This window comes from Acidobacteriota bacterium (assembly GCA_016716715.1).
GTDB lineage: Bacteria > Acidobacteriota > Thermoanaerobaculia > UBA5066 > UBA5066 > Fen-183.
On record JADJVE010000003.1, the window covers coordinates 197,743 to 212,971 of the forward strand.

The 15,229-nt window shown below is 70.8% G+C and carries 11 protein-coding genes; all 11 read left to right on the forward strand.

Annotated elements, in window-relative coordinates:
* Positions 1 to 1,359, forward strand: coding sequence for an aminomethyl-transferring glycine dehydrogenase subunit GcvPA (gene gcvPA, locus IPL89_05800; GenBank protein MBK9062695.1), 1,359 nt, complete (start codon positions 1 to 3; stop codon positions 1,357 to 1,359).
* A 1-nt stretch (position 1,360) separates the two neighbouring features.
* A complete protein-coding gene (gcvPB, locus tag IPL89_05805; GenBank protein MBK9062696.1) occupies positions 1,361 to 2,893 on the forward strand; it encodes an aminomethyl-transferring glycine dehydrogenase subunit GcvPB in 1,533 nt (510 codons plus the stop codon).
* A gap of 25 nt (positions 2,894 to 2,918) precedes the next feature.
* Complete coding sequence (locus IPL89_05810; GenBank protein MBK9062697.1) at positions 2,919 to 4,733, forward strand: DegV family EDD domain-containing protein; 1,815 nt, start codon at positions 2,919 to 2,921, stop codon at positions 4,731 to 4,733.
* Positions 4,734 to 4,870: 137 nt separating this feature from the next.
* Positions 4,871 to 6,172, forward strand: coding sequence for an outer membrane protein transport protein (locus IPL89_05815; protein ID MBK9062698.1), 1,302 nt, complete (start codon positions 4,871 to 4,873; stop codon positions 6,170 to 6,172).
* Positions 6,173 to 6,188: 16 nt separating this feature from the next.
* Complete coding sequence (locus tag IPL89_05820; GenBank protein MBK9062699.1) at positions 6,189 to 7,673, forward strand: hypothetical protein; 1,485 nt, start codon at positions 6,189 to 6,191, stop codon at positions 7,671 to 7,673.
* Between the two features lie 347 nt (positions 7,674 to 8,020).
* On the forward strand, positions 8,021 to 8,485 hold the full coding sequence (pal, locus tag IPL89_05825) for a peptidoglycan-associated lipoprotein Pal (protein MBK9062700.1): 465 nt from the start codon (positions 8,021 to 8,023) through the stop codon (positions 8,483 to 8,485).
* Between the two features lie 171 nt (positions 8,486 to 8,656).
* The gene (efp, locus tag IPL89_05830; protein ID MBK9062701.1) at positions 8,657 to 9,217 is read left to right on the forward strand and encodes an elongation factor P; all 561 of its coding nucleotides are present in this window, start codon (positions 8,657 to 8,659) and stop codon (positions 9,215 to 9,217) included.
* Between the two features lie 50 nt (positions 9,218 to 9,267).
* Positions 9,268 to 10,104 carry a M23 family metallopeptidase gene (locus IPL89_05835; protein MBK9062702.1) on the forward strand — a complete coding sequence of 279 codons (837 nt, stop codon included), beginning with the start codon at positions 9,268 to 9,270 and terminating at the stop codon, positions 10,102 to 10,104.
* An 87-nt stretch (positions 10,105 to 10,191) separates the two neighbouring features.
* Positions 10,192 to 13,002: a GAF domain-containing protein gene (locus tag IPL89_05840; protein MBK9062703.1), complete on the forward strand. Its 2,811-nt coding sequence runs from the start codon at positions 10,192 to 10,194 to the stop codon at positions 13,000 to 13,002.
* The gene (locus tag IPL89_05845; protein MBK9062704.1) at positions 12,999 to 14,552 is read left to right on the forward strand and encodes a GAF domain-containing protein; all 1,554 of its coding nucleotides are present in this window, start codon (positions 12,999 to 13,001) and stop codon (positions 14,550 to 14,552) included. The genes IPL89_05840 and IPL89_05845 overlap by 4 nt, the downstream gene beginning before the upstream one ends.
* A complete protein-coding gene (locus IPL89_05850; GenBank protein ID MBK9062705.1) occupies positions 14,549 to 15,208 on the forward strand; it encodes a hypothetical protein in 660 nt (219 codons plus the stop codon). Before IPL89_05845 ends, IPL89_05850 begins: the two co-directional genes overlap by 4 nt.
* Positions 15,209 to 15,229: the final 21 nt, after the last annotated feature.

Below are 15,229 nucleotides of genomic sequence, written 5' to 3' on the forward strand. Positions count from 1 at the left end.
ATGCGCTACATCCCGAACAGTCCCGACGAGCGCGCCGAGCTGCTCGCCGCGGTCGGAGCCTCGTCGGTCGACGACCTTTTCGCGACCGTGCCGCGCGCCGTCTACCACCGCGAGACGCCGCCGCTCCCGCCGCCCGCCTCCGAGATCGAGGTCCGCCGCGACTTCGGCGCCCTCGCCGCCTCGAACGCATCGCTGTCCGACTGGACGTCCTTCCTCGGCGCCGGCCTCTACAGCCACCACTCGCCGGCGTTCGTCTCGCAGCTCCTCCTGAGGGGCGAGTTCCTGACGGCCTACACGCCCTACCAGCCCGAGGTTTCGCAGGGAACGCTCACGGCCGTGTACGAGTTCCAGACGCACGTTGCGCTCCTGACAGGCATGGACATCGCGAACGCCTCCATGTACGAGGGCGCGTCCGCCTTCGTCGAGGCGGTGCTCATGGCCGAGCGCCTGACGAAGAAGAAGACGAAGGTCGTCGTCTCGCAGGGCATCCACCCCGAATACCTCCGGTGCCTCCGGACGTACCTCGCCAACTTCCCGTTCACGATCGTCGAGGTTCCGGTCGGGGCGGACGGCCTCACGGACGCGGCCGCCCTGGAATCCGCGGTCGATGATGCGACGTTCGCCGTCGCCGTCCAGTCGCCGAACGCGTTCGGCGTCGTCGAGAGCTGGGACGGCCTCGCGGCCGCGGCCCACGCGAAGAACGCGCTCGCGATCGGCGTCGTGAACGAGATGTTCTCGCTCGCGGTGCTCCAGCCGCCCGGCGCCCGCGGCGTCGACATCGCCTGCGGCGAGGCGGCGTCCTTCGGCGTCCCGCCGTCGTTCGGCGGCCCGCTCGTGGGTTTCCTCGCCTGCCGCGACGCGTTCAAGCGCCAGATCCCCGGCCGCCTCGTCGGCAAGACGGTGGACGCGGACGGCGCGAGCGCGTTCTGCCTCACGCTCTCGACGCGCGAGCAGCACATCCGGCGCGAGAAGGCGACGTCGAACATCTGCACGAACCAGGGCCTCTTCGCGCTCGCCGCGACCATGACGCTCTCGGCGCTCGGCAAGCAGGGCCTGCGCGAGACCGCGCTCCAGTGTCTCGCGAAGGCGGAGTACCTCAAGGCGGGCGTGAAAGCCCTCGCGGGCCCGTTCTCGCTCCCGTTCTCCGGGAAGACCTTCAACGAGTTCGCCCTGCGCTGCGGCCCGGGCGTCGACGCGGTTCTCCGCCGCGCCGAGGAGAACAGGATCCTCGCGGGCGTCCCGTACGCGCGCCTCGACCCGCTCGGCCCCGCGCACCGCGACCTTCTTCTCGTCGCCGTGACCGAGCGGGTTCCGCGCGCCGGGCTCGACGGCCTCCTCGCCGTCCTGAGGAGCTTCTGAGATGAGCGACCACGGAACCCTGGTGTCCGAACCCATCGTCCGCGCGGATGCGCGCCTCGACCGGCGCCGCCGCTTCGGCTCCCTCTTCGACGCGACGCGCGCCGGCCGCACGGGCGTCCACCTGCCCGCGCTCGACGTGCCCGCGGCCGACGCCGAGCGTATCTTCGGGGCTCAGCATCGACCCGAGGTCGCGGGCGAGATCGAGGCGAGCGAGGTGGACGTCGTCCGCCACTTCACGCGCCTCTCGCAGATGAACTTCGCGATCGACACGGCGCTCTATTCCCTCGGGTCGTGCACGATGAAGCACAACCCGCGCATCAACGAGGAGATCGCGCGCCTCGCGGGGTTCAACGACACGCACCCCTACGCGCCGGAGCATCTTGCGCAGGGGAACCTCGAGCTCATGTGGCGGCTCGAGCAGGCGCTCAAGGCCCTCACGGGCTTCGCGCGCGTCACGCTCCAGCCCTCGGCCGGCGCGAACGGCGAGCTCACCGGAGCGCTCATGATCCGGGCCGCGCACGTCAAGGCCGGAAACCCGCGCAAGAACGTCCTCGTCCCGGACTCGGCGCACGGCACGAACCCGGCCACGGCCCACTTCGCCGGTTACGACGTCGTCGAGCTCACGTCGAACGCGCACGGCACGCTCGACCTCGCGGAGCTCGCGTCGAAGCTGAACGAGGACGTCGCGGCGCTCATGATCACGGTCCCGAACACGCTCGGCGTCTTCGAGGAGCGGATCCTCGACATCGCGAAGATGGTCCACGACAAGGGCGCGTACCTCTACCTCGACGGCGCGAACTTCAACGCGTTCGTCGGCAAGGTGCGGCCGGCGGACATGGGCGTCGACGTCATGCACATGAACCTGCACAAGACGTTCTCGACGCCGCACGGCGGAGGCGGCCCGGGCGCGGGGCCCGTCGGCGTCGCGCCGGCGCTCGTTCCGTTCCTCCCGGTCCCGACGGTCGAGAACGACGGCGGCGTCTTCCGCCTCGAGGTCGACCGCCCGGACACGATCGGAAAGATGCGGACGTTCTACGGGAACTTCGGCGTCCTCGTCCGCGCGCTCACGTACATCGTGTCCTACGGCAACCGCATCCACGAGGTGGCCGAGAACGCCGTCCTGAACGCGAACTACATCCGCCGGAAGCTCGAGCCGTTCTACCACCTGAAGTACGACGCGCCGAGCTACCACGAGGTCGTGTTCGACGACAAGAAGCAGGCCGCGCACGGGCTCCACAACATCGACGTCGCCAAGAGGCTCATGGACTACGGCTTCCACCCGCCGACGATGTCCTTCCCGCTCATCGTGCCCGGCGCGCTCATGATCGAGCCGACGGAGTCCGAGCCGAAGGAAGAGCTCGACGCGTTCATCGACGCGATGATCGCGATTGCGGGCGAGTGCGAGACGTCCCCGGAGATCGTCCACGGCGCCCCGCACACGACGCCCGTGCGCCGTCTCGACGAAGCGGGTGCGGCCCGCGAGGCGTCGAAGGTCGGAAACTTCGCACCCGTCCTCCGCGCGCCGGTGAAGTAGCTCCGAAGCAAATAGAATCTCCTGAATGCCTCGAGTCCGCGTGCCGTATCTCGACGGGCGGCGCCTCGCTCGCGCCCTCGTGGCGGGAGCCCGCGCGGTCGCGTTGCACCGCGAGGCGATCGACCGCATCAACGTCTTCCCGGTCGCGGACCGCGACACGGGCTCGAATCTCGCCGCGACGCTGAACCGCGTTTCCGCGGCGATCGCCGGGACGCGCGAGCGGAGCGTCGCGGCCGTCGCGCGCCGCGCGGCGGACGAGGCGCTCCTCGGGGCGCGGGGCAACTCGGGCGCGATCGTGGCGCAGGCGCTCGAGGGCTTCGCGGAAGCCGTGCGCGACGACGCCCGCCTCCCGGCGCCCGCGTTCGGGCGAGCCGCCCGCGCCGCCGCGCGCGCGGCTCGCGGGGCCATGGCCCACCCGCAGGAGGGGACGCTCCTCTCCGTGATCGACGCGTGGGCCGGGGAGGCGGAGCGGGCGGCCGCCGGCGGCGGCTGGGCGTCCGCGTTCCTTGCCGCGCGGACTGCCGCTCGAGCCGCCCTCGCGCGGACGCCCGACCAGCTGGCCGTTCTTCGGAAGGCCGGCGTCGTCGACGCGGGCGCACAGGGGTTCGTGGACTTTCTCGAGGGCGTCGCCGCCGGTTACGCGGTGCGGGGCGTCGCCCCGCCGCCCGCCCCGGCGGACCGCGTCGAGGCCCGGATCCGCGAGGCGAAGGAGACGCTTCTCTTCCGGTGGTGCACGGAGGTGCTCCTGTCGGGAGCCGGGATCGACCGCGAGGCGCTCCGCCGGGCTGCAGCGCCGCTCGGCGATTCGCTCGCCGTCGTCGGGAGCGCGACCCGCGTGAGGCTCCACATGCACGTGAACCGCCCGGAGGACGTCTTCGAGGTCGCGCGGCGTTTCGGGCGCGTCGAGGAGACGAAGGCCGAGGACATGCGCGCGCAGCGCGACGAGGCGGGCGGCGGCCGCGTCCGCCCGGCCGGACGCGTCGCGATCGTGACGGACACGGCCTGCGACCTGCCCGACGTGTTCCTCGAGCGGGAAGAGATCGCGCTCGTGCCGCTGCGGCTCATCGTCGGCGAGGAGACGTTTCTCGACCGCGTCACGATCACGCCGGCCGAGTTCCACCGCAGGCTCCGCGCGGAAGGGATCACGGCCCGCACGTCGCAGCCGCCGGCGGCCGACTTCCGCGAGGTCTATGGCGCGCTCGCCGGGCACGGGTCGCCCGTGGTCGCGATCCACGTGTCCGGCGCCCTGTCCGGGACGACCTCGGCCGCGCGGCTCGCGGCGGCGTCGCTCGGCGGCCGGGCCGGTTTCGCTCCGGTCGAGGTCGTGGACTCGAAGGCCGTGTCGGTTGCCCAGGGGCTGGTCGTGCGGGCCGCGGCCCAGGCGGCCGCCCGGGGGGAGGGCCTGGCCGAGGTCGTCCGTGCCGCCGAGGACGCCGCGGCCCGGGTGCGGCTCCTGGCCGCCGTGCCGTCCCTGGACTCCTTCGTCCGGGGAGGCCGGGTGACGGCGGGACAGCGCCGCCTCGCCAACTTGCTGGGGGTCGTTCCGCTCCTGACGCTCGACGCGGCGGGCCGCGCGCGCGCCGGCGGGGCTGCCCGGGGCTTCCCCCGGGCCTGCGTCCGGCTCGTCGAGAAGTCCCTGAATGCAGCCTCGGGGGTCCCGGCGCCGGTTTTCGCCGTGGCCCACGCCGACGCCCCCGAGCTGGCGGAGAGAATCGCCCGGGAGCTGCTCGCCGGGCGCCCCGGGGCGGAGGAGTACGTCGTGGAGGTCACCCCCGTACTCGCCGCCCACACCGGGCCGGGCGCCGTGGCCGTCGCGACCATGGGGGCGCGCCCGCGTTGACGCGCCGGGAGGCGGTCTGATTCGGCTGCACCCTTGACGGAATGAAACGCTGGTCGCCAGACTTGCCTTTGTCTGTAGAATCGGGCCGAAAAGACGACTTACTCGCTTTCCTGTATAGCGACGTGAAGGAGGAACCGGTGTTCAAAGCGATTGGGACCCGGCTGGCGGCACTCGTGCTCGTCGGCCTCGCGGTCGCCCTTCCGGCGGCCCGACTCGAGGCCGCGGGCTTCGCGCTCTTCGAACAGAGTTCGAAGGGCAATGCGATGGGCGGCGCGTTCGCCGCCACCGCCGATGACCCGTCGGCGATGTTCTACAACCCGGCCGGCAACGCGTTCATCGACGAGACCATCGTGGACGGCAGCATCTTCGGAGTCCTGCGGCCCACGGCGCGGCTCGACGGCCTGAACCCGTTCCCCGGCGAAGGCTACTCGGCGAACATGGCCAAGCCCCTCTACTGGTTCGGAAACATGTACGCCGTCACGTCGCTGAGCAAGGACCTGAAGGTGTCGCTGGGCATGTGGTCGCCGAACGGCCTCGGCGTGCCCTGGCAGAACGCGGACACGTTTCGCGGCCGCGTCATCAACCAGCGCACCGACCTCCGCCAGCTCTCCGTGAGCGCGCAGTTCGCGTGGAAGGTCTCGGACGCGATCGCGATCGGCGCCGGTCCCGAGGTCCGCTTCACGGACGTGAAGCTCTCGCGGAACGTCCAGGCCGTGAACCCCTTCACGCAGCGCGTCACCGACATCGCGCACCTGAGCCTCATCTCGACGGGAACGCCCATCAAGGTGACGTGGACCGCCGGCATGCTCATCAAGCCGTGCGACCGCCTGCGCTTCGGGGTTTCGTACCACGCGCACGTCGACGTCGACCTCGAGGGGCCCGCGCAGTTCTACCAGATCTCCTCGGGCAGCCCGCAGTTCGACGCCGCGGTCTCCACGCTGCTGCCGTTCGGCACCAACCCGAACGGGCGCACGACGCTGCAGTTCCCCTCCCTGACGTCCTTCGGCGTCGCGTACGACGTGACCCCGAACCTGACGCTCGAGGTGGACGGCAACTACACGACGTGGAAGGTGTTCGACCAGACGGTCATCCGCATCGACGGCCTCGCGGACTCGGTCCTCCCGCACAGCTGGGAGAACACGTGGGCCGTCCGCGCCGGAGCGCTCTACAAGGGCAAGAAGGGGTGGGTCGCCGCGGGATTCGTCTACGACCAGACGCCGCAGCCCGACTTCGACGCCTCGCCGTTCCTCCCGGACAACAACCGCACGGGCGTGACGATCGGCGCCGGCTTCAACGTCCTCAAGGGCGTCCAGCTCAACTTCTCGTCGCTCTTCCTGTGGTTCCACGAACGCACCGTCACGACGAACAAGGACAACTTCAGCGCCACCTACCAGACGTTCGCGATCCTCCCGAGCGTCGGCATGAAGACCACCTTCTGAGGGAGCCAGGAAGAACATGAAAACCCCTCACACCCTCCTCCGCCTCTTCACCGCCGCCGCGCTCGCGGCCGTCATCGCGCTTCCCGCCGCCGCCCAGGTGGACCTCAGCAAGCTCGTCTGGATCGGCGACTCGATCGGGGCCGGTTTCTCGGCCAACTGCCTGACGAAACGGGTCCAGGTCGACTCGCCGTCGGCCGTGATCGCGCGCGCGAACAACGTGGCCGACTTCCAGCAGCCCATCATCAACGACCCGGGCCAGGGCGGCTGCATGGTCCTCACGTCGCTCGCGCCGTCGTTCGGCGCGGAGCCTTCGACGGGCACGCCCGCGAATCTCGCCCTCCCGAGGCCGTACAACAACCTCGCGATCGGCGGCTGCGCGATCCACGACATGCTCTACGCCACGACGGCGGCCGACGTGCCCTCCGCGGGGGCGTGCCGGAGCTTCATCGACCTCACGCTCAGGAACTCCGTGTTCCACATCGGATCGCAGGTCGACCAGGCCATTTCCCTCAGCCCGACGTTCGTGGTTCTCGCGAACTTCGGAAACGACTACCTCGGCGCGGTCACGAGCGGAACCGCGATCGACGGCGTGACCGTCACGCCGCTCGCCTCGTTCGCGGCCGACACGAACGCCGCCGTTGCGAAGCTGGCTGCCCGGCAGAAGAACGGCATCGTGACCGGCGTCGTGGATATCACGAACATCCCGTTCACGACGACGCTCCCGCCGTACGTGACGAGCGGAGGCAAGCTCGTCCTCGTCGGCGGCGCGCCGATCCCGCTCCTCGGACCGAAGGGCTGCGCGACGGGCGTTCCGGCCTGCGCGATTCCGAATACGACGATCGTCACGCTGGCTGCCGCCTCGTACATGCCCTTCGGCTACGGAATCCCGTGCGCGGTGGCCCCGACTCTTCCGAAATGCAACAACCCGCTCCCGGACTCGAGCAGCGCCGCCGGCCCGGGCGTCCTGCTCTATCTGGACGAGATCACGCTCCTCAAGACGCGCGGCGCCGAGTACAACGCGGCGGCGAAGGCGGCCGCGGTGGCGAACGGGTACAAGTTCTACGACCCGAACGACCTCCTCAGCCGCCTCAAGGCCGGCTTCGACTACGGCGGCGCGACGATCAATGCGGCCTTCCTGACGGGCGGCGCGTTCTCGTACGACGGCTTCCACCTGACGCCGATCGGCTACGCCCTGCTGGCCGACGACATGATCAATTTCATCAACAGGAGCTTCCCGGCCACCCTCAAGGAGCCCGACCTCTCGACGTACCTCTACGCGGGCGGCACGGCCGGCGGGCTCTCGGGCGCGTACACGCAGCCCTACGCCTGGGCCCCGATGAACGATGCTGAAAAGGCGATGGCGATCGAGCAGATCTTCACGCTCGACTTCGCAAGCCAGCTCGCCGCGATGTTCCCGACGCACCGCTCCGCCGTGACGCCCGGACCCTCCGCGCCCGTGCAGCGCAACGAGCGCGCAGGTCGCACCGACCCGATGCCCTGAACAGGAGGATTGACGTGAAAGCGACCTCTCCCGGATTCCTCGCGCGGCGCGCCGGCGTCACCCTGATCGCCGTCGCTGCGCTGTTCCTCGGCGCCTGCACGTGCCAGACGGGGCCCGCGTTCCGCGTCTCGGCGCCCGCCGAGGGCGACACGCTCTCCGCGGAGGCCTGCAAGGCCGTCGCCGTGTCCGTGACGCCCGTCGCGGGCGATTACTGCACGTTCCCGCCCAAGGCCTACGAGATCTCGGTCGACGGCGGCGCATCGCAGACGATCCCGGCGGACAAGACGCCGCTCGCCGCGACGTTCAACAACCTCGCGACGGGCCCGCACACGGCCACCGCCTGGGCGATCGGGCAGAACGGCAAGCGCCGCGAGACCGCGTCCGTGAAGTTCACGTGCGCGCCGCCGCCCCCGCCGCCGGTCGCGCCGCCGCCCCCGCCGCCGCCCCCGCCGGCCGCCGTCGAAGAGCCGATCGACAAGTACGTCCAGGACATCTTCTTCGACTACGACAAGTCCGAGATCCGGGCCGACTCGCGCGAGAAGCTCGACATGGCCGCGGGCTGGATGAAGAAGCACCCGGACGCCGAGTTCCTCCTCGAGGGTCACTGCGACGAGCGCGGCACCCGCGAGTACAACCTGGCGCTCGGCGACCGCCGCGCGAACGCGACGAAGGACTACCTCGCCTCGCTCGGCGTCGACCCCGCGAAGCTCAAGACGATCTCCTACGGCAAGGAACGGCCGTTCGTGGAAGGCCACGACGAGTCGGCCTGGTCGAAGAACCGCCGGACGCACTTCGTCCTCACGAAGAAGTAAGCGCCCTCTTTTCAGGTCTTTCCGGCGGCCCGGGTCCCCTGGACCCGGGCCGCTTGTCTTTCCGTCGGGGGGTGGGTTAGGCTTGAGGTCCGCCAGCGGGTCGGGCCGGGTGGTTCGTCTTCCCCCATGCCAGGAGCGCCCCCCGGTGATTCCAGAACTCTTGGAGTACCAATGATTTCCGCCACCGAAATCCGCCCCGGCATGATCATCATCCACAACGGCGAGCTGCACCGCGCGCACAGCGTCCTGCACAAGACGCCCGGGAACCTCCGCGGATTCGTCCAGGCGAAGCTCCGGAACCTCAAGTCCGGGGCCATGAACGAGCATCGGTTCCGGTCCGAGGACAAGGTCGAGAAGGCCTCCCTCGACACGCACCAGATGCAGTACCTCTACTCGGACACCGAAGGCCACCACTTCATGAACCAGGAGACCTTCGACCAGATCCGCCTCGACGACGAGGTCGTGGGCGAGTCCATGAAGTACCTGCTCCCCGAGACGGTCATCGAGATCGACTTCTACGACGGCAACCCGGTTTCGGTGGAGCTGCCGACGACGGTGAACCTGAAGATCGTCGAGGTCGAGCCCGGCATGAAGGGCGCGACGGCGTCGGCGTCCTACAAGCCGGCCAGACTGGAGACGGGTCTCATGGTGCAGGTGCCGCAGTTCGTGGAGGCGGGTACGGTCGTCAAGATCGACACGCGCGACAACTCCTACCTGGAGCGAGTGAGCTGAGCCTTCTCCTCGCGGCCGCCCTCGCCGGAGCGCTGGGCGCGGCCGGTGAGGTGTCGGCGGCGTCCTCCGAGCCGCCCGTGCTCGTCGCGGTCGCGGGACCCGATGCCTCCGCTCCGGCCCTTGCCGGCTCGGACACGGCTCCGTCCGCCGCCTGCCCGGTGCGCGACCCCGAGACGGGTCACTGCTTCTCCTCGGCCGACGCGGCCGACCTCGCTTGGCTGAAGCGGCCGGTCGATCCGGCGGCCGCCCGCGCCGAGGATGAGGAGGACCCCGACGACGGCGCCGAGGAGGCCGATGCCGAGCCGGTTCCCGCGGCCGCCGCGAATCTCTCGCCCGCTCAGTTCGCTTTCTGGAAGAACCTCGCCCGGACCGTCACGGGCCTCGTCGTCCGGAAGACGAACAGCCGGCCGGCCTCGCTTCCCGAGGAAGAGATCGCCGGCCTCCTCTCGTCCGATTTTCCGATCCCGCTCGAAGCCTTCGATCGCGCGAAGTTCCGCGATACGTTTTCCGCCAAGCGCGGCCGCCAGAAGAAGCACCACGCGATCGACCTGCCCGCGCCGCGCGGCACGCCGGTGCTCGCCGTGACGGACGGCGTCATCGAGCGGCTCGGGCGCGACCGGAAGGGCGGGAAGGTCGTGTACCTCCGGGACACGACCGGCCGCTACACGTTCTTCTACGCCCACCTGGCGAAGCACGAAAAGGGCCTCAGGCCCGGGGACCACGTCGTGAAGGGCCAGCGGCTCGGCGACGTCGGCGCGACCGGCCACGTGATCGGCGGCCCGCACCTGCACTTCGCGATCTTCCGGGACGAGGACGACGCGTCCGGCGGCCGTGCCCTCGTCGTGAACCCGTACCTGGTGTTCAGCCCCCTCCTGACTCCCAACTGAGGGCGCGCGCCGGCCACACCCGGCGCCGGGCGGGCGTCATAATCCCCCGTCGTGGCCGAGGAATTCCGTCGGGGCGCCGAGGGCGGCGTGAGGGATCGTTTTCTCTCGGAGTTCGCCCTTGCGCTCGTCGAGGGCGTCCAGCTCCAGGAGTTCCTGGACTGGTCCATCTCGCAGATCGGCCGGATCCTCGAGGTCGACCGCCTCACCCTCTTCCTCTTCGGGAGCGAGGCCGGGCCCGCGACGCTCGTCGCGCGTGCCGCCTGGGCCACCGGGGGCGCGCCGCCGCTCTCCATGCTCGTCCCACCCGGCGCCGCCCCGCGGATCCCCCCGTCGCTTCGGCGGTTCCAGCCGATCATCGCGGCGGACGTCCTCGCCGATCCCGAGCTGATCGACCAGGTGGACGCGTGCCGCCGGAACGGGATCGTCTCGCTCCTCCTCGTCCCGATCGGAATCGACGGCGTCCTCCGCGGCTTCGTCGGCGCCGCGACGGTCGAGAGGCGGGACTGGGCGCCCGACGACGTCGCGTTTCTCGAGTCCGCCGTCCACCACCTCTCGGCCGCGCTCAAGCAGACCGAGCTCATCGAGGAGCTGGGTCGCGAGCGCGACCGCCTCTCGGTCCTCTTCGACCTCGCTTCGGCCGTTCAGCGCTCGACGACCGTGAAGGACGTCGTCGAGACGGCCCTCACGGGCCTCCGGGACACGCTCCTGTACCCGATCGCCGTCTTCTCGCTGCTCGCACCCGAGGGGGACGCCCTCGCCGGGCTCGGCGGATACGGCGGGACGCGCGAGGACGAATTCGAGGGGAACATCCCGCTCTCACCCGAGAACCCGACGTACTCGCTCCGGGTGCTCGAGACAGGGCAGCCGATGATCATCACGGACGTGCGCCTCGAGCCGGAGAGCGCGTCGCGCGAGCGGTTCGTCCGCATCGGCGCGCGTTCCGTGGGGGTCTTTCCGATGCGCTCGGCGGGCCAGACGATCGGCGTCATGGCGGTCGCGACCCGGGACGAGGCGCGGCGCATCGAGTTCGACGACGTCGAGACCCTGCAGTCTCTCGCGGACTTCGTGGGGGTCGCCCTTGAGCAGCGCCGCACGGCCGAGGCCGTCGCCCAGTCCATGCGCGAGGCGCGCAGTCTCGCGGACGCCTCGCGCGCGCTCCTGACGCGCACGGCGAACCGCGACGTCCTCCTGACGCAGATTCTCGACGCGCTCGCGACCCACTTCGGCCGCGACGCGAGCAGCATGCTCCTCGTCGACCGCGACCGGAGCGCCCTCGTGCAGTTCGGGCGGCGCGGAAAGTGGTGGTCGCCGGGCGACCCGGTCTCCGTGATCCCCCTCGACGCGCCCGGCCTCATCCCGCTCGCCGCGCGGACCGCGCGCGTCGTCAACGTCCCCGACGTCTCGCGCGACCCGGATTACGTGGTCGGGTGGCCCGATGCGCGCTCCGAGCTCGTCGTGCCGCTCGTCCTCGACGAGCACGTGATCGGCGTCTTCGACCTCCAGTCGGGAGACGCGGCCGCGTTCTCGGACGCCGACGCCCGGAACATCTCCGCCTTCGCCGAGCGCGCCGCGCTCGCGTTGCGCCTCGCGGAGCTCGTCGGGGCCTTCGAGCAGCGCACGCGCGTCCTCGAGGCCGTGGCGCGCGCGACCCAGCTCCTGAACTTCCGCCTCCACGCTCCGGATGTGCTCACGTCCGTCGTGGAGGAGACGACGCGGGCGTTCCCGGCCGCGGACGGTGCGGTGGCGTGGGTCGCGGACCCGCCGGGCCGGAACCTCTCCGTCGCGGCGGTCTTCGGCGTCGGCGTCATGACCCTGCACGGCGGCGGGTCGGCGCCGCGTCCTGCCGTGCGCCTCAGGAGCGCCGGCCGCGCGTTCCGCGAGAACCGGCCCGTCTTCACGGCCGTGAACGGCCTCGACGAGCTCGCCGAGGGCGATCCGGTGGAACAGAGGGCCCGCGCGCGCGCCTCGGTCGCGAACCCCGACGTGCGCGCGCTCATGGCCGTGCCGATCCGCGTCGGCGACCAGCGGCTCGGCGTCCTCGAGGTCATGTCGTACCGCGCGGGCGCGTTCACGCGCGAGGACGGCGCCACGCTCACGCTCCTCGCCGAGCAGTGCGCGATCGCATTGCGCAACGCGCGGCTCATCGAGGAGCTCCAGCGCAGCAACCGCCTCAAGGACGACTTCCTCGCGAACCTCTCCCACGAGGTTCGCACGCCGCTCACGGGGATCGTGGGCTGGGCCGAGGTCCTCCTCGACTCGCACGGAGGCGATCCTCCCGTGAAGCGCGCCCTGGAGGCGATTCTCGGGCAGTCCGAGACGCTCAGCCGCATGCTCGCGGACCTGATCGACCTCTCGCGGATCGACAACTTCGGGCTCGAGCTCCGGCGCGAGCGCGTGCGGCTCTCCGAGACGATCGCGGGCGCGCTGGACGCCGTGGCACCCGGGGCCGCCAAACGGGGCGTCGCGATCCGCTGCCACATCGAGCGCGACCTGCCCGCGATGGAGGGCGACCCCGCGCGCCTCAAGCAGGTCGTCTGGAACCTCCTCGCGAACGGCGTGAAGTTCTCGCCGACCGGCGGCACGGTGGAGGTGACCGTGGCGCGCGCCGGGGACGGCGGGCTCGAGCTCGCCGTCGCGGACGAAGGCCACGGGATCGACCCGGACTTCCTCCCGCACGTCTTCGAGCGCTTCCGGCAGGAAGAGACGTCCTCGAGCCGGCGCTACGGGGGCCTCGGCGTCGGCCTCTCGATCGCGCGCGCCATCGTGGAGGCGCACGGCGGGACGATCGCCGCCGAGAGCGAGGGCCGCGAGAAGGGGAGCCGGTTCCGCGTCATTTTTCCACGCGAGCGCGTGGTCGAGCCGATCGCCCGTGCGGCGGCGCCCGGGAGCGGGCGGTGAGCCCGGACCCGCGCTCCCTCGAGGAGCGCCTCCGGCAGGCCGAGGAGCGCATCGCGGCGCTCAACCGGATCGGAATCGCGCTCTCGGCCGAGCGCGACCTCGAGAAGCTCCTCGAGACGATCCTCACGGAGTCGCGCCGGTTCTCCGGGTCCGAGGCGGGCTCCCTCTACCTCGCCGAGGACGTGCCCGGCGGCGGAAGGCGGCTGCGCTTCAAGCTCGCGCAGAACGACGCCGTTTCGTTCGCCTTCAAGGAACGCACCGTGCCCGTCGACGAGGGGAGCCTCGCGGGCTGGGTCGCCGTGCACGGCGCCCCGCTCGTTCTCGGGGATGCCTACGCGATTCCGAAGGACGCCCCCTACCGGCACAACGACGCCTTCGACGTCGCGACGGGGTTCCGGACGCGCGCGATGCTCGTCGTCCCCATGAAGGACCACCTCGGGGACCTCGTCGGCGTCCTCCAGCTCATGAACCGGCTCGGGCCCGCGGGCCCGGAGCCGTACCCGGAAGACCTCGTCCCGCTCCTCCTCTCCCTTGCGACGCAGGCGGCGGTCTGCCTGAAGGCGAACCAGCTCACGGCCTCCATCCGCCGCCTCTTTGAGGACTTCGCGCAGGCGGCCATCGTGGCCGTCGAGCAGCGCGACCCGACGACCGCCGGCCACAGCAACCGCGTCGCGGCCCTCACGGTCGAGCTCGCGGGGCTCGTGGACCGCGCGCCGGACGGCCCGTACGCCTCCGTCTCGTTCTCGCGCGAGGAGATGCGCGAGATCTTCACGGCGGCCCTCCTGCACGACTTCGGAAAGATCTCGATCCCCGAGCGCGTGCTCGTCAAGGCGAAGAAGATCGAGCAGGACGGGTTGCGCCGGATCCGCGACCGCTTCGACTACGTTCTCGCCGCGGCGGAGTTCGAGGACGCGCGAGCGCTGCTGGAGCGCCTTGCGAAGGACGGGCGGCCGGTGACGGACCGCGACCTCGCCGCGCTCGCGGAGGCGGCGGACTCGCGGAGCCGGGAGATCGAGGCGGCGTTCGAGGAGGTCGCCGCCGCGAACGAGCCGACGATCCTCCCGAAGGACGCACGCGGAACTCTCGAACGGCTCGTCGGGCGCCCGTGGCGCGACCGGCGCGGCCGGACGGCGACGCTTCTCCTGCCCGAGGAGTTCCGGTTCCTCTCCATCGCGCAGGGAAGCCTCTCGCAGGAGGAACGGCTCGACGTCGAGAGCCACGTGACGCACACCTGGCGGTTCCTCTCGACGATTCCGTGGACGCCGGACCTCGCGCGCGTCCCCCAGATCGCGTACGCGCACCACGAGAAGCTCGACGGCTCGGGCTACCCGAGGCGCGTCGGCCCGCAGGAGATCCCGCCCGCGGCGCGCGCGCTCACGGTCTGCGACATCTACGACGCGCTCACCGCGTCGGACCGCCCCTACAAGAAGGCGATGCCGCACGACCGCGCTCTCGAGGTCCTCGCGGCCGAGGCCGAGAAGGACAAGCTGGACATCTGGCTCGTGAAGGCGTTCATAGAGGGGCGGGTCTGGACGGCGCTCTCCCGTTGAAAGCCGCTTTCGCCGCGGTGCTCCTCCTGGCCGCCCATGTCGCCACGGCGGCGCCTGCGAGGTGGCATTTCACCTTCGAGAAGACGTGGGAGATTTCAATTCTCTTTGAAAGGGAGGAGAAGGGAGACTCCACCCGTCTCCTCGTTTCTTCGCCGGCGGGACGTTTCGTGTTCCTTTCCTCTCAGGACCTCTCCGGTCGCGACTCCTCGGAGAGCATCCGGCGCCTCCCGCGGGGCGAGACGCTCACCCGTCGCCTCGTGCTTTCTTCATTCAAAGAAATCCCTTCCTGTTCTTCCGTGCGCCCGCCCGATGCCTGCGTGGTCTTCACCGGCGAGAACGGATCTTTCGGCGCGCCGATCTCGGCGTTCGCGGGCTCCACGGCCCAGCCTCTGCGCGGGAAGGCCGGAGCGCTCGTATCACCCGGTATGCGCGACGCGCTGTTCGCCCTCGCGCCGCTCCTTCCGGCGGTTGCGGAGTTCGGCTCCTATTCCAGGGATTTCCTCGGTCTCGTCTGGCCCGAGAGGTTCGCGGCGCCGCAGAAGCTCGTGCGCGGAGAGCGAGGGCCCGGGTGCAATTTCGACGCGACTTTCGGCTTCCCGTGCTCGGACGAGGAGAAAGCGCGCGAGACGAAGCGCTTTGCGGACCCGAGGCGTTGATGCCGGCAATGCGAGAATCCC